At 37.1% G+C, this 15,720-nt stretch carries 13 protein-coding genes; 9 read left to right on the top strand and 4 right to left on the bottom strand.

Annotation, left to right across the window (positions count from 1 at the left end; all coding sequences use genetic code 11):
* Window positions 1-55 precede the first annotated feature (55 nt).
* The 5 genes from HA632_RS04920 to HA632_RS04900 all read left to right on the top strand — a co-directional run bounded on the left by HA632_RS04920 (window position 56) and on the right by HA632_RS04900 (window position 5,160).
* Window positions 56-985, top strand: coding sequence for a UDP-3-O-(3-hydroxymyristoyl)glucosamine N-acyltransferase (locus HA632_RS04920; protein WP_176306097.1), 930 nt, complete (start codon window positions 56-58; stop codon window positions 983-985).
* A gap of 2 nt (window positions 986-987) precedes the next feature.
* A complete protein-coding gene (locus HA632_RS04915) occupies window positions 988-1,347 on the top strand; it encodes a nuclear transport factor 2 family protein (protein WP_176306096.1) in 360 nt (119 codons plus the stop codon).
* A 19-nt stretch (window positions 1,348-1,366) separates the two neighbouring features.
* Entirely contained in the window at window positions 1,367-3,460 is a 2,094-nt protein-coding gene (locus HA632_RS04910) for a YCF48-related protein (RefSeq protein WP_176306095.1), read from the top strand.
* 155 nt (window positions 3,461-3,615) lie between these two features.
* Window positions 3,616-4,488: a succinate--CoA ligase subunit alpha gene (gene sucD, locus HA632_RS04905; protein WP_176306094.1), complete on the top strand. Its 873-nt coding sequence runs from the start codon at window positions 3,616-3,618 to the stop codon at window positions 4,486-4,488.
* 135 nt (window positions 4,489-4,623) lie between these two features.
* Window positions 4,624-5,160: a hypothetical protein gene (locus HA632_RS04900; RefSeq protein WP_176306093.1), complete on the top strand. Its 537-nt coding sequence runs from the start codon at window positions 4,624-4,626 to the stop codon at window positions 5,158-5,160.
* Window positions 5,161-5,197: 37 nt separating this feature from the next.
* Here HA632_RS04900 and HA632_RS04895 read toward each other — a convergent pair whose 3' ends face one another.
* A complete protein-coding gene (locus tag HA632_RS04895; RefSeq protein WP_176306092.1) occupies window positions 5,198-6,382 on the bottom strand; it encodes a cytochrome-c peroxidase in 1,185 nt (394 codons plus the stop codon).
* 121 nt (window positions 6,383-6,503) lie between these two features.
* Here HA632_RS04895 and HA632_RS04890 point away from each other — a divergent pair, with 121 nt between their 5' ends.
* The 3 genes from HA632_RS04890 to HA632_RS04880 all read left to right on the top strand — a co-directional run bounded on the left by HA632_RS04890 (window position 6,504) and on the right by HA632_RS04880 (window position 11,195).
* Entirely contained in the window at window positions 6,504-8,246 is a 1,743-nt protein-coding gene (locus tag HA632_RS04890; protein ID WP_176306091.1) for a T9SS type A sorting domain-containing protein, read from the top strand.
* Window positions 8,247-8,373: 127 nt separating this feature from the next.
* Window positions 8,374-9,120, top strand: a complete 747-nt coding sequence (gene fabG, locus HA632_RS04885; protein ID WP_176306090.1) for a 3-oxoacyl-[acyl-carrier-protein] reductase — start codon at window positions 8,374-8,376, stop codon at window positions 9,118-9,120.
* 47 nt (window positions 9,121-9,167) lie between these two features.
* Window positions 9,168-11,195 carry a hypothetical protein gene (locus HA632_RS04880; RefSeq protein ID WP_176306089.1) on the top strand — a complete coding sequence of 676 codons (2,028 nt, stop codon included), beginning with the start codon at window positions 9,168-9,170 and terminating at the stop codon, window positions 11,193-11,195.
* On the opposite strand, the gene HA632_RS04875 is transcribed toward HA632_RS04880, so the two are convergent.
* Genes HA632_RS04875 through HA632_RS04865 form a run of 3 tightly spaced genes read right to left on the bottom strand, consistent with a single transcriptional unit; the run spans window position 11,190 to window position 13,664 of the window.
* Window positions 11,190-11,570, bottom strand: coding sequence for a DUF2809 domain-containing protein (locus tag HA632_RS04875; protein WP_176306088.1), 381 nt, complete (start codon window positions 11,568-11,570; stop codon window positions 11,190-11,192). The genes HA632_RS04880 and HA632_RS04875 overlap by 6 nt on opposite strands.
* A 6-nt stretch (window positions 11,571-11,576) precedes the next feature.
* Window positions 11,577-12,302 (bottom strand): YoaK family protein, encoded by a 726-nt coding sequence (locus HA632_RS04870; protein ID WP_176306087.1) that lies wholly within the window; start codon window positions 12,300-12,302, stop codon window positions 11,577-11,579.
* Window positions 12,303-12,347: 45 nt separating this feature from the next.
* Entirely contained in the window at window positions 12,348-13,664 is a 1,317-nt protein-coding gene (locus HA632_RS04865; RefSeq protein ID WP_176306086.1) for a serine hydrolase, read from the bottom strand.
* A 413-nt stretch (window positions 13,665-14,077) separates the two neighbouring features.
* On the opposite strand from HA632_RS04865, the gene HA632_RS04855 reads away from it, so the two are divergent.
* Window positions 14,078-15,697: a hypothetical protein gene (locus HA632_RS04855; RefSeq protein ID WP_176306085.1), complete on the top strand. Its 1,620-nt coding sequence runs from the start codon at window positions 14,078-14,080 to the stop codon at window positions 15,695-15,697.
* The last annotated feature ends 23 nt before the right edge of the window (window positions 15,698-15,720 follow it).

Below are 15,720 nucleotides of genomic sequence, written 5' to 3'. Positions count from 1 at the left end.
TGGTCAGTTAGCAGAAAAACTGAACACTTAAGACTAAACACTGAACACTAAAAATATGAAGTTCCCAAGAATACATACGCTAAAAGAAATCGCTGAAATCATCGACTGTCACTATGTTGGCGCCGATGATTTTGGGGTTCATGGCATGAACGAAATTCACGTGGTTGAACCGGGTGATATTGTTTTTGTTGACCATCCTAAGTATTATGACAAAGCGCTACAATCGGCGGCGACTATTGTTTTAATCAACAAAGAAGTCGATTGTCCGCAAGGCAAAGCGTTGTTGATTTCCGATGATCCTTTCAGAGATTTTAATAAGTTGACCAAGCATTTCCGCCCTTTTGTAGCAGCCAATGCCAGTGTTTCGGCTTCTGCCAAAATAGGCGAGGGAACAGTGATTCAACCCAATTGTTTTATTGGTCACAATGTAACCATCGGTACAAACTGTTTGTTGCATGCCAACGTCATAGTGTATGATAATACTGTGATTGGCGATAATGTCATTATTCATTCGGGAACCATTTTGGGCGCCGACGCCTTTTATTATAAAAAACGTCCGGAAGGTTTTGACCAATTGCTTTCGGGTGGAAGAGTAATTATTGAAGATAACGTTGGGATAGGTGCCTTGTGTACCATTGACAAAGGCGTTACGGGAGATACTACCATAGGTGCCGGTACTAAAATTGACAATCAAGTTCACGTGGGTCACGATACCATTATTGGAAAAAAATGTTTGATTGCGGCCCAAACCGGAATTGCCGGCTGTGTAGTCATTGAAGATGAAGTGACGCTTTGGGGACAAGTGGGAACCACCAGTGGTATAACTATTGGTGCCAAAGCGGTAGTCTTAGGTCAAACCGGCGTAAGCAAATCAATCGAAGGCGGAAAAACCTATTCGGGAACGCCAATAGATGAGGCTCGTGAAAAGATGAAGCAATTTGCCTATATCAAGAAAATACCTGAAATTTTAAATAAACTAAAATAGATATGAGCGCTAAAGCTATCGTTCAAGAATTTTACAAATCGGATGTATTGTTAGACGCTGATAAAGTGAAAGCTTTACTGCATCCTGATGTTGTTTTGGAATGGCATAGTACCAAAGGTTTTTTGAAACTTCACAAAAGTCAAATCGTTGATTTGAGTATGGAATTGAGTAAAGCTTATGTTCGTTCCAAATCAAGAATTTCTCATATCGTTGCCAACGGTAATACGGTTGCTGTTCGTTATGCTCATTACGTGAAAACGATTGAAAATCCCAGAGAGGAAATGATGTTGGCGCACTTCATGGTCGTGTGGGAAGTCAAAGACGATAAATTATACCGCGGCTATCAGATGAGTCAACTATAGTTGTTTATAAAAAAATCCCATGAAAAAAATAGTATTAATACTTACTTGTCTCTCTTTTTTTTACTCTAGTGCTCAGCAATGGAAAACGGTTACACCATTTAACACCACTAATGCCATTCGCGATATGGAAACCACCCCAAACGGAACAACTTATGTTCTTGCGGAACTTCCTGTTAGACTGTATAAGACCACAGATGGCGTTACTTGGTCCATGTTTCTAAATTCTTCAAACACACCATCTGATTTGTTTATGCTGGATAATAATACGGGATATCTCATTAATACTTTCGGCGGTTTAATAAAAACAACTGATGGATGGCAAACTTTTTCAAATGTAAATTATGGTAGTACAGTTACCCACAGAAGAATTTTTTTTCTTAATAACAATGTAGGCTTTATAGCAGGTTATCGACGATTTATTCAAAAAACACTTGATGGTGGCCAAACATGGACCAGTATAACAATTTCATCTACTCTGATGGCATCCGGAATTGATATTACTGATATTCATTTTGTAAACGATCAAATAGGATTTGTTATCACAAGTAACGGAAAAGTATTAAAAACTACCGACCAAGGAATAACATGGAGTATGACCCAATTGCAAGCCAGTTCTTATACGCTAAATGAGTTGCTTTTTGTAAACGAGAATATAGGTTTTGCTGTAGGCTCATTAGGAGAAGTATACAGAACTATTGACCAAGGGGTTACATGGTCTCTTACAGATACTGAAGTAGGACTTGCTTATGATATTCGTTTACATAATGGTAATTTGTACATGGTGGGTAACAGTAGGGCTTTTACCATGTCTACCGATTTAGGAGCTACTTGGTCTCCGGTTCAAACCATAACGGTTCCCGGCGGTAATACCGGAATAAGCCGTATGTATGCGGTGACCTTCAGAGGGAATGATATTATAGTTGCGGGAGACGGAGGAACTATTTATAAAGCCAACAATCCTTCGGGAACTGCTTGGTCTATTTTTTATGACCCTATTTTAGGATACATGCCTACTAATGACATCCAGTTTATGAACAATAACGAAGGAGTCATGGTTGGTTCAGGGCCTACCCAGAGTTCAATTTATTATACTTCTAATAGAGGAAATAGCTGGCAGCGTAAAGCGTTAGGTTCCAATTCCCTCTATAAATCAATTAGTATGAAACAAAATGGGAATGGACTTGTAGTAGGACCAACAGGTTATGCCACAACCACCAATTTTGGACAAAATTGGACCAGTCCAACTCCAATTCAACCTTCTTCATCAGCATATACCAAATGTTGGCTAAAGGATAATGGTGATTTCTTTGTAGGGACTAATCCGGGTGCGCCAATAAATGATGGTTTGATTAAGCGAAGCGGAACTACTTGGTCTCAATTTACAAACATGATTCAAGTGGGAGAAGTTAAATTTGCTAATGAACAAATTGGTTTTGCAGCAGTTGGCACTTCTACTTATTCCGGTATGATGTGGAAAACTGTTGATGGCGGAACAACTTGGAATGAAGTAACTTCATTTATATATGGAAAAGTAGCTGAAATTCAAATTGTTAATCCAAATAAAATATATGTTAGGAATCTTGGAACCGGCTCTTGGGTTTATACTGAAGATGGAGGGCTAACATGGAATTATGTCAATATTAACTTTCCGCAAAGATTTTATTTCTTTGATGAATTAAACGCTTATGGCATCAATACCAACACTAAAGATGTATATAAAACTGAAGATGGTGGACAAACTTGGCAAATTATTATATCTAATGATAATACCCTTTGTGGCAACCACCTTTATGTATGGTTTCAAGACAAAATAATACATGCTGGAGGTGAACTTTTAGTTTGCGTTTTAGAGATTAGTCCATCTCTGCAAGTTAAACCTATAGTGAATACTCAAAAACCTAAAATTGTGGTATATCCTAATCCTTCAGTCGGTATTTTAAATATAAGTGAGTTTGCAAAGGAGATTATTTTTATGGACATTACAGGAAAAACACTTGACTCATATCAATATACAAATGAAATCAATATTTCAAGTTTCAAAAAAGGAATATATTTTTTAAAGATAATTACTGAAGATGGGGTTAGTCATGTTCAAAAAGTTATTAAAGATTAAACATATTTATATTACAATCTTTAATACGAATATTATTCATTTTAAAGTGACAACTATAGTAATTTTACAAAAATCTGAATACTGAATACTGAACACTGAATACTATTTCATACTTTTGCAACACATAAAATAAACACAAATAAACAAACACAAACATGAGCGTTTTAGTTAATAAAAATTCAAAAATAATAGTACAAGGATTTACCGGAAGTGAAGGAACCTTTCACGCTTCTCAAATGATTGAATACGGCACCAATGTAGTTGGTGGTGTAACACCGGGAAAAGGTGGTTCAACCCATTTAGACCGTCCGGTTTTTAATACCGTTAAAGATGCTGTAGAACAAGCCGGAGCCGATACCTCTATCATTTTTGTACCGCCTGCTTTTGCCGCTGATGCTATTATGGAAGCTGCCGATGCGGGAATCAAAGTAATCATTGCTATTACTGAAGGTATTCCGGTGGCTGATATGATTAAAGCGTACAATTTTGTAAAAGGAAAAGACTGTCGTTTGGTAGGTCCGAACTGTCCGGGTGTAATTACACCTGAAGAAGCCAAAGTGGGAATCATGCCGGGTTTTGTATTCAAAAAAGGAAAAGTAGGGATTGTATCTAAATCAGGTACTTTAACTTATGAAGCGGCAGACCAAGTAGTAAAACAAGGATTAGGGATTACAACCGCTATCGGAATTGGTGGAGATCCAATTATTGGAACAACCACTAAAGAAGCCGTAGAATTATTAATGAACGATCCTGAAACCGAGTGTATCATCATGATAGGTGAAATCGGAGGCCAATTAGAAGCGGATGCTGCTCATTGGATTAAAGCCGACGGTAACCGCAAACCGGTAGTTGGTTTTATCGCAGGGGAAACCGCACCAAAAGGTAGAACAATGGGGCATGCCGGTGCTATTGTTGGTGGTTCTGATGATACAGCGGAAGCCAAAAAACGAATCATGAGAGAATGTGGTATCCACGTAGTAGATTCTCCTGCTGAGATTGGTAAAAAAGTAAAAGAAGTGATGGGATAATTGATTCCGCAACTTTATATATAAATGAAAAGCCTCGAGAAATCGGGGCTTTTTTGCTTTGGCACCTTATTTGTTCTCTATATGTAACAAAAAAACATGTAACAATTATGATTGTTACACATAAACTTGTTACAAATGGAAAAAAAAAGAGCCTACCTCAGAAATGAATTAAATCTGACTCAAGAAGAAATGGCAATGCTATTAAAGACTAAACGTTTGCAATTGGCACTATATGAGTTGGAATCAAGAGAATTACCAAGTATCGCTTCAAAAAGATTAACAGCAATAGAATTTTTCATGGCTACTGCCAAAGCACCTGAAGCAAAGGATTTTCCAAAGCTAGAGGAAGAAAAAGAAGTATTTCTCCAAAAAGCTTTAAAGGACTGTGAATATTATCAGTTGGGTATCATTAGAAAGTTACCCAAAATGGAAGAAGCTTGTCAATCGGCATTAAAACTACTCCAACTGATTGATTATTTAAAAAAACAGGTTAATGAAGAAGCACTGCATCCCGGAGCTATATCAATTTTAAAAGAAAAAGTCCAAAAGAGCCTTGATAAAAACGGTCCAAAAGAATTGATGAAACTTAAGTTACAACTGCAAGTATTACAAGCAGAAGAAGCCTTGCTAAAAAACTTAATTGAGGGTAGTGGGCTAGAAAAACAATTGTAGAGACGCGATGCATCGCGTCTCTACAATAAATGTTATATTAATTCGGAAACGGATTGGACCATTTCGGGTCGGTGTACACATTATTTCCGGATAAGGTTCTAAGAAACGCCATCACGGCATTGACTTCGGGTGCGGTTAAATGCAGTTGCTGTCCAAAACCATTTGGACGTAACCTTGGGTCTAAATTAGTGTTGCCAGGTGCTAAATTTATGGTGCCATAATGACCAATCGCAGCTTGTAATGTCGTAATTACTCCGGTATGCATCATGGGACCGTTAGGCGTTCCATCCGGTTTTAACAAGTCTCTTAAACTCGGTGCTCTGGTATTGGTAATGTCGATTCCGGTTCCGTTAATGGTACCAATAATACCATTGTTTCCGGTATTCGGATTGATATCAAACTCAGGAGCGGCATGGCAACCGGCACAACCTAATCCGCCTGCGGTTCTATTACCCGTAGCATCAAAAACAGGAGGCGATAGGAATAAGTTTTTACCTTGGTTTTCTTGTGGTGTAAAATTCACAAATGGTTGTCCTTCGTTAGCGGCTTGCGCTCTGCCAATATCATACTTGCTGTCAAATGATTGTATGCTTCTGATGAATTGCGCCAAAGCCAATTGGATTTTGTTTTCGGTAATTTCTTCGCTGCCATAAACAAATTGGAACAACTCCTTGTAATAACCAATATTGCTAAGCTTGGTAATCAAACCACTAAAGGCCTCGTCTCCGTTGGTACCGCTAAAACCCATTTCGCCGTGGTCTTTGATAGGCATCGTCGTTTGGGTTTCCAGGTTTAGAGCGCGTTCATCCCAAAAGAATCGTACTTCATTGGCAAAACGGGTATTGATTAAACGCATGGAATGTCGGCCTGTCGTACCATTTACACCGGTACTGGCAATACTGGTATCACCAAAAGCATTGGCCTGTTGGTGACAACTCGAACAAGAGATGGTATTGTTAGAAGACAAATTTTTGTCATAAAACAAAACCCGACCCAAAGTAGCGCCTTTGTTCGTAATCAGATTTCCGGCGGTATTGTCTTTAGTGATGTAATTGGGAATGGTTTGATTGGCGTAATTGGCCAAGTTATTAGGATTGATATTACTTCCAAATGTTGCGGTTATATTGGCATAAGGGTCAATTTCTACATATTCGGAAGATTCGTCGCTACCACAAGAATAGGAGAGGGCAACGACCACAACGGCGGCGATTTTTTTAAACATAAAATTGGTTTTGGTTGGTTAGTTGAGTGCTATGACTTAATAAAAAGGAAAAGGTTTAAAAAATGAAAACATTTTTTTATATTAATGAAATTGCTTACATTTATGTTCAGATTCCATACAAATGAAAAAAATTACTTTCACTTTCGTTTTTTTTATGGTTGCATGTTTCTGCAAGGCACAGATAATCAACTTCCCTGATGCTAATTTTAAAGCAAGATTATTAGCAGCTGCACCGGGTTTGCAAATTGCCAGTGGTACTGCATCTATACCGGGCAACCTTTTTGTGAAAATAGATACTAATAATGATGGTGAGATTCAGGTTTCAGAAGCCCAGATGGTGACCAAATTATGGCTTTACAATGCCAACATCACCAGCCTTGTTGGTATTGAGAATTTTGCCAACCTAAGCGAACTCCAAATCTACGGAAACAATATCCCTAATCTTGATTTAACTTCATTGACACAACTTACAAATTTAGCACTGGCTTACAATCATATTACTTCATTGAATGTTGCTGGTCTTTCTCAAGTGCAATGGTTTAGCTGCCAGGGAAATCAATTAACAAGTTTAGACGTAACAGGAATGACTGCAATGTCTCTTTTGCAATGTTTTGATAATCAGTTAACCCAATTGACACTTGGCAATGCGAACAATATTCACTCCCTTTATTGTCAAAATAATTTATTAACAAACCTGGATGCCAGTAATGTTACCAATCTTTACAATTTAAATTGTTCCAACAATAATTTAATCCAATTAGGGCTTAGGAATAATTTTGTGGAATCATCGGTTGATTTTTCGGCGAATCCAAATCTGCAGTATGTTTGTGCCGATGAAATGCAAATGTCGGATATACAAAATAAAATTACCGAATATGGTTATAATAATTGTTTTGCAAACACCTTTTGTTCTTTTGTTCCCGGAAACCCGGTCTATGGTGTTGCGGGATTAACAAGATATGATGAATTGACCGACGGATGCGATAATACAGATATTATTTTTCCTGGATTACAGTTTACATTTTCAGATGGTACTAACACCGCAAATATTTATTCTAATAACAGCGGAGTATTCAATACAGCTTCTCAGTCTACGACAATAACCATCACGCCGCAATTGGCAAATACAACATATTTCTCGGTGTCACCAAGTTCCCAAACACTATCGCTTACGAGCACAACAACACCATTAGTCCAAAACTTTTGTGTCACTCCAAATGGTTCGCATCCAGATTTGGAAGTTACATTGATAAGAACAAATGTAGCATCAAATGCCTATCAGTATTATTATTTATTAACCTATAAAAACGTTGGTACAAATACACAATCAGGAAATGTTAGTTTGACTTTTAATGATAACCAACAAGATTATCTGTCTTCTGTTCCAACAGCAGCTGCATCGACAAACCTATTGAACTGGGATTTTTCAGATTTGAAACCTTTTGAGTCAAGAACCATTGAAATAATATTTTATATGAATTTCGGTACCACTTTAAATGAAGGCGATATGCTTCATTATGAAGCTACAGTTTCATCTTCAGTAATTGATGAAACGCCAAATAACAATTCATTTATCATAGACGAATTCTATTCTACCGTAGTTTTAGATACTCCTAGTTTATCTTTTTCGGATTATTTTGCTTTGTACCCTAATCCGGTTCACGATGTTTTAAATCTTAAAGTTAAAAACGATATTTTGGTAAAAGAGGTCACAGTTTATAATTTATTAGGACAATCGGTTCAACAGATTAAAGCGGTATCAAATGATTCAGCTATAGATATTTCCCGACTTTCAAAAGGAACTTATATCATAAAAATTGTCTCTGACAAAGGAATCTTCAATAGTAAGTTTGTCAAGAATTAATACATAGGATTTTGAAATATACAAACCCGAATATCAAAAACTATTCGGGTTTTTTTACAACTTGTTTTTTAAAGATTTTTATTAGTTTATATTTGTAACAGAATTTTTAAACGAAATAATTAAGCATATGAAATTACTAGAAGGAAAAGTAGCCATCATCACCGGCGCAAGTAGAGGAATCGGAAGCGGTATCGCTAAAGTTTTTGCCCAACACGGAGCCAATGTGGCTTTTACTTATAGTTCTTCTGCCGAAAGTGCTTTGGCATTGGAAAACGAATTAACTGCTTTAGGCATCAAAGCCAAAGGATACAAATCAAACGCAGCCGATTTTAACGAAGCGCAAAAATTAGTAGACGATGTTATGGCCGATTTCGGAAACGTTGACGTATTAATCAACAATGCCGGAATCACCAAAGACAACCTTTTAATGCGTATGACCGAAGAGGATTTTGATAAAGTAATCGAAATCAATTTGAAATCAGTTTTCAATATGACCAAAGCCGTTCAGAAAATCATGTTAAAAAACCGCAAAGGTTCTATTGTAAACATGAGTTCTGTCGTTGGTGTTAAAGGTAATGCAGGTCAGGCCAACTATGCCGCGTCAAAAGCCGGTATGATTGGATTTACCAAATCGGTAGCCTTAGAATTAGGGTCGAGAAATATCCGTTGCAACGCGATTGCGCCGGGATTCATTGAAACCGAAATGACCGCCAAATTAAACGATGATGTAGTACAAGGTTGGAGAGATTCTATTCCGTTAAAACGCGGTGGAACTCCGGAAGATGTTGCGAATGCTTGTTTATTCTTCGCTTCGGATATGAGTGCTTACGTTAGCGGACAAGTATTGAATGTTTGCGGAGGAATGCTTACTTAATTAGCAATTACGAATTACGAATTAGGGATTCTAATCGAGACACTTAAATGACGACAAATACTATTTTATTGATATTACTTTCATTCGGAATAGCGTTTGCTGTGTCATTTTACCAATATTTATATAAGGCCAAAAGCAAGTCGAAAGTGACGTTGCTTTTGGCTTTTTTGCGTTTCTTTTCAGTCTTTGGCTTGTTGCTATTGTTGATAAATCCAATCATTACGCGCAAAACGGTGGAAACGGTTAAAACGCCTTTGCCTATAGTGATTGACAATTCGGCTTCGATGGCCGATTTGAAGTCGGATAAGCAAGCGCTGGAATTGTTTGAGAAACTAAAAGATAATGGTGCTTTAAACGATAAGTTTGAAGTGCAGACATATCAGTTTGATGCAGACTTTTTGCCATCGGATACGATAGATTTTAAAGGCACACAATCGAATATTGATGTTGTGGCCAAAAACCTGAAGAACATCTATAAAAACCAAACGTTTCCCACGGTTCTAATCTCTGACGGAAACCAAACATCGGGTGAAGATTATGTTTTTGGATTTAATCCCAATAATAAAGTCTATCCTCTAGTGGTAGGCGATACGACTACTTATTTGGATTTGAGAGTAACACAGCTGAACGTTAATAAATACGCTTTCCACAAAAACCAATATCCTGTGGAAGTTTTCCTGAATTATTCGGGGACCAAAAGCATCAATGCTTCATTTAAGATTACTCAGGGTAACTCGGTTTTAAATGAGCAAACCGTGGCTTTTTCACCAAGCAAAAAGTCAGCTACACTCAATGTTTTACTACCGGCAAACAGCGTTGGATTGCAGATTTTGAAAGCCACTATTTCTTCGAAAGAGACGGAAAAAAACACTTATAACAATACCAAGAATTTTGCGGTTGAAGTTATCGATCAAAAGACCGAAGTCGCCTTAATTTCAGACATGTCGCATCCTGATTTGGGTGCCATAAAACGCAGTATTGAAACTAATGCCCAACGAAAAGTAACCATTCTTAAACCTAACCAAGTCAGTAGTTTAGAGAACTATAATATTTTAATTTTTTACCAACCCACTGTGGCTTTCAAAGCGGTTTTTGAAAAAAATGCCAATGCCAAAATCAATACGTGGATTATCACAGGGAATGACACTGATTTCAATTTTTTGAACCAAAATCAAAGCCAGTTTAGCTTTAAAATGAGTTCGCAAAAAGAAGATTATTTGGCTTCGTTTGACAGCCAATTTAATTTGTTTGCTTTGGATAATATCGGTTTCGAGCAATTTCCACCGTTGGAAAATCCATTCGGAACCATTACTGCCAAAGGAAATACAAACACCTTATTATCATCCACCATTCGCAATATCGCCACCAATCAGCCTTTGTTGACTTTCAATGAAGAGCAAGGCAAACGCTCGGCTTATTTATTCGGGGAAAATATTTGGAAATGGCGCGCCGATTACTTTTTGGCCAAAAAAGACTTTATTGACTTTGACATTTTCTTAGACAAAACCATACAGTATTTGGCTTCTAACAATGCCCGAAAATCTTTGGTCGTTAACCACGAGCGCTTCTACAATTCGGGTGAAGGCATTGAAATTACTGCACAATATTTCAATAAAAACTACGAACTAGACGAAAGGGCAAGATTGACGATTTCGGTGACCAATACCAAAACCAAACAAGTCAAAAACTACGACTTACTCAGAACTACGAATGCTTTCCAAGTAAATCTGGATGGACTAGTAGCGGGGAATTATAAGTTTACTGTTAAAGAACTGAACTCCAATTCTTCCTATTCCAGTGGTTTTGAAGTGTTAGATTTTGATATTGAGAAACAATTCGTCAATCCGGATTGGAATAAGTTGAATCAATTGGCTACCCAAACCCAAGGGAAAGCTTATTTAGCAAGTCAAATAGATGGATTAATCAAGCAATTGTCGGAAGACGAAAGCTACAAAGCCATTCAGAAAACCATCACTAAGAAATCGCCTTTGGTAGACTGGGTTTGGTTACTCGTTTTATTAGCGTTATCGCTCGCTGCCGAATGGTTTATCCGCAAGTACAACGGCCTATTATAGGGTTTGTTGCTTCGAAATAAATCTTTCGGAAACCATCACCATCACAATACCGATAATATAAGCCAAAATATCTTCCCAAGAAAAAGAAGTACCGATTACGATTTTGGCTATTTTGTTGTTTTCCAATCCTAATTTTTCCACAATGGCTAAATATTGCAGCGTTTCAACAGTAAAAGCAAACAGCAGAACAGCAATGGCTGCTTTGGTTACGGATACTTTCAGAAACGATTTTACAAAACAGTAAATCAGGATTACGACCAAAACATCGCCTATATAAGGCCTAACAAAGTTATCGTGAACAAATAAAGCAATACAGACTTCGGTAACAAATAAAAGCAGAGTGAGCAGAAAATAGGTTCGGTTAAATAGCAACATAGAAAATTAGTGTGTCTTTCGGGTTATAGTAAAAAACTTCAGTCGGAGATAATCGTAAAACAAGGCAATTATCAATACAAATGAAGCGATCAGCAAGGTTTTAATTTTGAGATAACCATAAGCAAATCCACCCAAAACACAACCGATAAAGAAAAATGAAATGATGGATAATCTCAGGTAAATGTTGGTTTTAAGTTTGGTCTGCTGTTCGGGTTTTTTGTAAAAGAACAATTGAGACAGTTCAATTCCCAAATCGGTAAATAAACCTGTCAAATGAGTTGTTCTCACGGTCGACTGCGATACTTTGGTTACTAATGAATTTTGAATACCCATGGCCAAAAGCAACAGAAAAGCTTCGATTTTTCCGTGAACCTCATAGATAGTTGAAGTTCCAAAAAACAAAGCCACACCCGTAAGTATTACAATCTCTAAAGCAATGGGAACCACATGAGCCAATCTGGGTTTCTTTTGCAAAACAATTTCTACGATAGTATTTGCGGTAAACGAACCCAATAAAAAGCATAAGGTAAAGACCAAAAAAGTAATCGCAATTGAATAATCCTTGCGCATAATCTCTTCGGCAAAGTAGGCAAAATGTCCGGTAACGTTTGTGGTAAGCGTTTTTAAAGCCAAAACACCGGTGATATTTACAATACCGGCAACCAACGACAATAAAGCTGCCAGTCGCAGGTTGTGCAAAAAAGTCCGGGCTTTGCCTTGGTGTCTAAACATAGATTAAATGTAATTATAATTCCGGTTCAGACTATTGTTGCCAACTTAAATTTTTCTAAAAAGATAACTTTTACCACCTTGGAGTAAGGTCATTTGTTTGTCGGCTAAAGCAAATTTTATTTTGATTCCGGCTACTAAGAATTGAAAAGTATCTGCACTAACCGCGTCTAATGGGAATTCCCCTTGTCCGGTGGCTTGAGCGAAGAGTTTATCTGCTTTTCGGGTTACTTTAATGGTCATTGCCAATTCCTCACTGGCATAATTTCCCAGGTATTTATCCAATTCTTCTTCTGTAAGCGAAAGAGTTTTGAAGACCGGCAGTTCAAAAGGCAAAGCATAATAGGTGTTTAACAAAGCGATCATGATATCATTGTTTTCATAATTGCTGCCATTTGAGGTCAAAGCCACAGAAACGTTGCTGTCGGGAAAGTAATAAAGTGCCGAACTGAAACCATCAATACCTCCGGTATGACCAAAGCCTTTTCTTTTATCATACGGCACTTGAAAAATACCCATGCCATAATTGTCTTTGATGACAGTCATTTGTTCTAAACTTTTTTTAGAAATTATTTTTCCGGCAAATAAGTTTTCGATGAATAAAGTTAAGTCGGTAGGATTTGAAACCACCGCTCCGGCGCCAATGGGAATAGAGGGATCGGTTTCTTTTTCGGTTACCCATTCTTCTTTATACGAAAACGAATAACATTCATTTTTCCCTAAACTGATTCGGTTACCCAAATAGGTGTTTTTTAAATTCAACGGTTTGGTAATTTTTTCGGTCAAGATTTCCCCGTATGCTTTTTTGTAAACCTTTTCTAAAATATAACTCAATAAAATATAATTAGAATTGCTGTAGTCGGCTTTGCTGTCAGGTTCAAAATCGCTTTTGGTCTTGGCGATAATAGCTACCATTTCAGCTTCGGTTTTGGGTTGGGTGTAATAGGTCCAATAATCACCGCTGTTGGTGATATTGTAAATCCCGCTTCGGTGGTTTAACAGGTTAGAAACGGTTATTTTATTCGCATTGGGAACCGATGGAAAATAAGAATCAATGGTTTGTTCCAATGATAATTTCTTTTCCTCCACCGCTTTAAAAATCATGGCTGCGGTAAACATTTTGGAAATAGAGCCTATTCTGTACTTGGTTGCGGCTGTAGCTCTTTTTCTGGTGTAGATATCGGTTACTCCGACAGATTTGCTGTAAAGTATTTTTCCGCCTTCACTAATGGCAACACTTCCCATGAATTTGTTATTGCTTTCCAAGAGCGTAAACAAACTGTCTAATTTGGCATAATCGTTTTGGGCGAAAGAAGTGGTGGTTAAAAATAAAAAAAGAAGGGAAACGGAAATTCGCTTAGTCATGATGGTAAAGTTTTTTTTGAGTGATAAATGTATTGCAAAAACAGTTTCTATAAAAGAACATTTGAAGTTTGCTAAAGGAAAACAAAATAGAGTAATGCCCAAACCACTATAAAAAACAAGCCCGGATAAACTACTTTACTCAAATTTTGTTTAAGCTCTTTTTTGATGATGGCCAAATATAAAACATACAATATAAAAAGTATTACAAAAACAATTGGCATAAAAATTCTCATAATCAATAGGTTTAATTTTTAGTTAGATTCTTGTTCTATTGCTAAATATTACTACTGTAAAAGTATTGAATTAAAAATGTAAGTCAAAACAAAGGGTCTAAAATATCCATTCAAGTTCCGTTAAACAAACAGGTTCAATGAATTAAAATTCGCCTATATTTGACAAAAATTAAAACAATCATGAAAAAAATACTTTTAGCATTTTTTATGCTATGCGGTTTAACTGCGGTTTCGCAATCCACAGACTTAGATCCGTTTGACATTAATTATTCTTATGTGGCTTTGCCGGCCAAACCCATTTTAGAAAAGAAGAACCGTACGTATTCTTTTGTGACTAATATTGACCGTAATCTGCAATACAGCAAATCAAAATTCTTTATTGAAAACCAAGTTACCATTTCGGGATTTGAGAAAAAAGAAAAGAACGGTTATTTAAGTATTGAAGTTGTATTGCAAAATCCGGCAATTACTAAAAAAGACATCACTTCAAGAACCAGCTCTTCTAAAGACAAAAATGGTAGAGTGACCAACAAATACTACTACACCGTTGAATATTCTTATTCGCAAGACGGAAACGCCAAAGTGGTGAGCAATGACGGAAAAGTGAACAAAATAATCAACTTTACCGCCCAAAAAACTGCGAAGAGTCAGGAATATGAGAGCTATTCACAAGCGGAGAGTTTTCAATACGGGATTTACAATTTGATCCGAAACAACTTCACCAATGAGGTGGTCAATACGATGAATAACGAATTAAACGATGAATTCGGTTATCCGGTTAAATCAGGTACGGATAAGTTATGGATTTTGGCCAATAAAAAACACCCGGAACAATTGGCGGAATACAACGCGTATTTGACTGTGAAAAATGCTTTCGAAAGAATGAACTTTGCCGAACCAACCGCCGATATTGAAACCGAAGTAAAAGACGCTATTGCTTACTTCGAATCATTACCAAACAAATACAATCAAGATGAAAAAGCACACCGTAAAATCAGATACAGTGCTTATTTTAACTTGGCTAAAATCTACAGTTTACTTGACAAACCCGCTAAATCAAATGAGTATTGTCAAAAACTGATTGCCAATGATTATGATAAATTTGATGGAGAATCGATGTTGAAAGCCAACAACGAAATGCTTACTCTTTTCAAAGCCAATCAAATTACCAATCGCCATTTTGCGGTTGAAACCAAAAACTTTGTCTTTGAAGAAAAGCAACCGGTTTATTCTAACAATACGTCGAGTGCGCCGGTAAACAATGCGCCTTACAGCATAGAAACCGATCAAAACTACATCTTGGCTTACATGCTTACCATTAAAAAAGACACGATTGCCGGTTACATGCACAAAAGCAGATCGATGAATTTAAGTGAAGCTGTTACCGTAACCGTTAAAGATTTTCAAGGTAAATTTTCTGAAAGAAATTTCAAAGCCAATGAGGTTTCTCGTTTGATTTTGAGTAATGGAGAAGAATACGCTACAGTAGCTTTCCGTGTATCGGTTGATAATGGCGGTATGAACATGGCTTCAGCGACTAAAAAGTTTGCCAAAGAAATGTTTGTAGGCAAAAAAATCAGTGTTTACCAATATTTCAACGGTGAGGTAATTATTAAAATGGCAAATGATTCCGAAGGCAAGTCAAATGCCTCTGCCGGTTGGATGCTCGGACCCAAAAAACGTTTTGAAGAAATGGCCAAAGGCTGTCCGTCACTCTTAGAAAGGGTTGACAAAAAGGAATTCAAAAACAACCTCGAAAGTATCCTGTCCTTTGCAGAAGCGCTCGAAGCTTGTAAATAATATAAAAGTCTCTCTTTCGAGGG

It is taken from the genome of Flavobacterium sp. J49 (assembly GCF_011742145.1).
Classification (GTDB): Bacteria; Bacteroidota; Bacteroidia; order Flavobacteriales; family Flavobacteriaceae; genus Flavobacterium.
Note: the sequence above shows the minus strand (reverse complement) of the source record. Positions and strands in the feature narration are given on the sequence as shown.

Coding starts and splice junctions, on each gene's coding strand:
- HA632_RS04920 (WP_176306097.1), top strand. CDS start 56: ATGAAGTTCCCAAGAATACATACGCTAAAAGAAATCGCTGAAATCATC.
- HA632_RS04915 (WP_176306096.1), top strand. CDS start 988: ATGAGCGCTAAAGCTATCGTTCAAGAATTTTACAAATCGGATGTATTG.
- HA632_RS04910 (WP_176306095.1), top strand. CDS start 1,367: ATGAAAAAAATAGTATTAATACTTACTTGTCTCTCTTTTTTTTACTCT.
- sucD (WP_176306094.1), top strand. CDS start 3,616: ATGAGCGTTTTAGTTAATAAAAATTCAAAAATAATAGTACAAGGATTT.
- HA632_RS04900 (WP_176306093.1), top strand. CDS start 4,624: ATGGAAAAAAAAAGAGCCTACCTCAGAAATGAATTAAATCTGACTCAA.
- HA632_RS04895 (WP_176306092.1), bottom strand. CDS start 6,382: ATGTTTAAAAAAATCGCCGCCGTTGTGGTCGTTGCCCTCTCCTATTCT.
- HA632_RS04890 (WP_176306091.1), top strand. CDS start 6,504: ATGAAAAAAATTACTTTCACTTTCGTTTTTTTTATGGTTGCATGTTTC.
- fabG (WP_176306090.1), top strand. CDS start 8,374: ATGAAATTACTAGAAGGAAAAGTAGCCATCATCACCGGCGCAAGTAGA.
- HA632_RS04880 (WP_176306089.1), top strand. CDS start 9,168: ATGACGACAAATACTATTTTATTGATATTACTTTCATTCGGAATAGCG.
- HA632_RS04875 (WP_176306088.1), bottom strand. CDS start 11,570: ATGTTGCTATTTAACCGAACCTATTTTCTGCTCACTCTGCTTTTATTT.
- HA632_RS04870 (WP_176306087.1), bottom strand. CDS start 12,302: ATGTTTAGACACCAAGGCAAAGCCCGGACTTTTTTGCACAACCTGCGA.
- HA632_RS04865 (WP_176306086.1), bottom strand. CDS start 13,664: ATGACTAAGCGAATTTCCGTTTCCCTTCTTTTTTTATTTTTAACCACC.
- HA632_RS04855 (WP_176306085.1), top strand. CDS start 14,078: ATGAAAAAAATACTTTTAGCATTTTTTATGCTATGCGGTTTAACTGCG.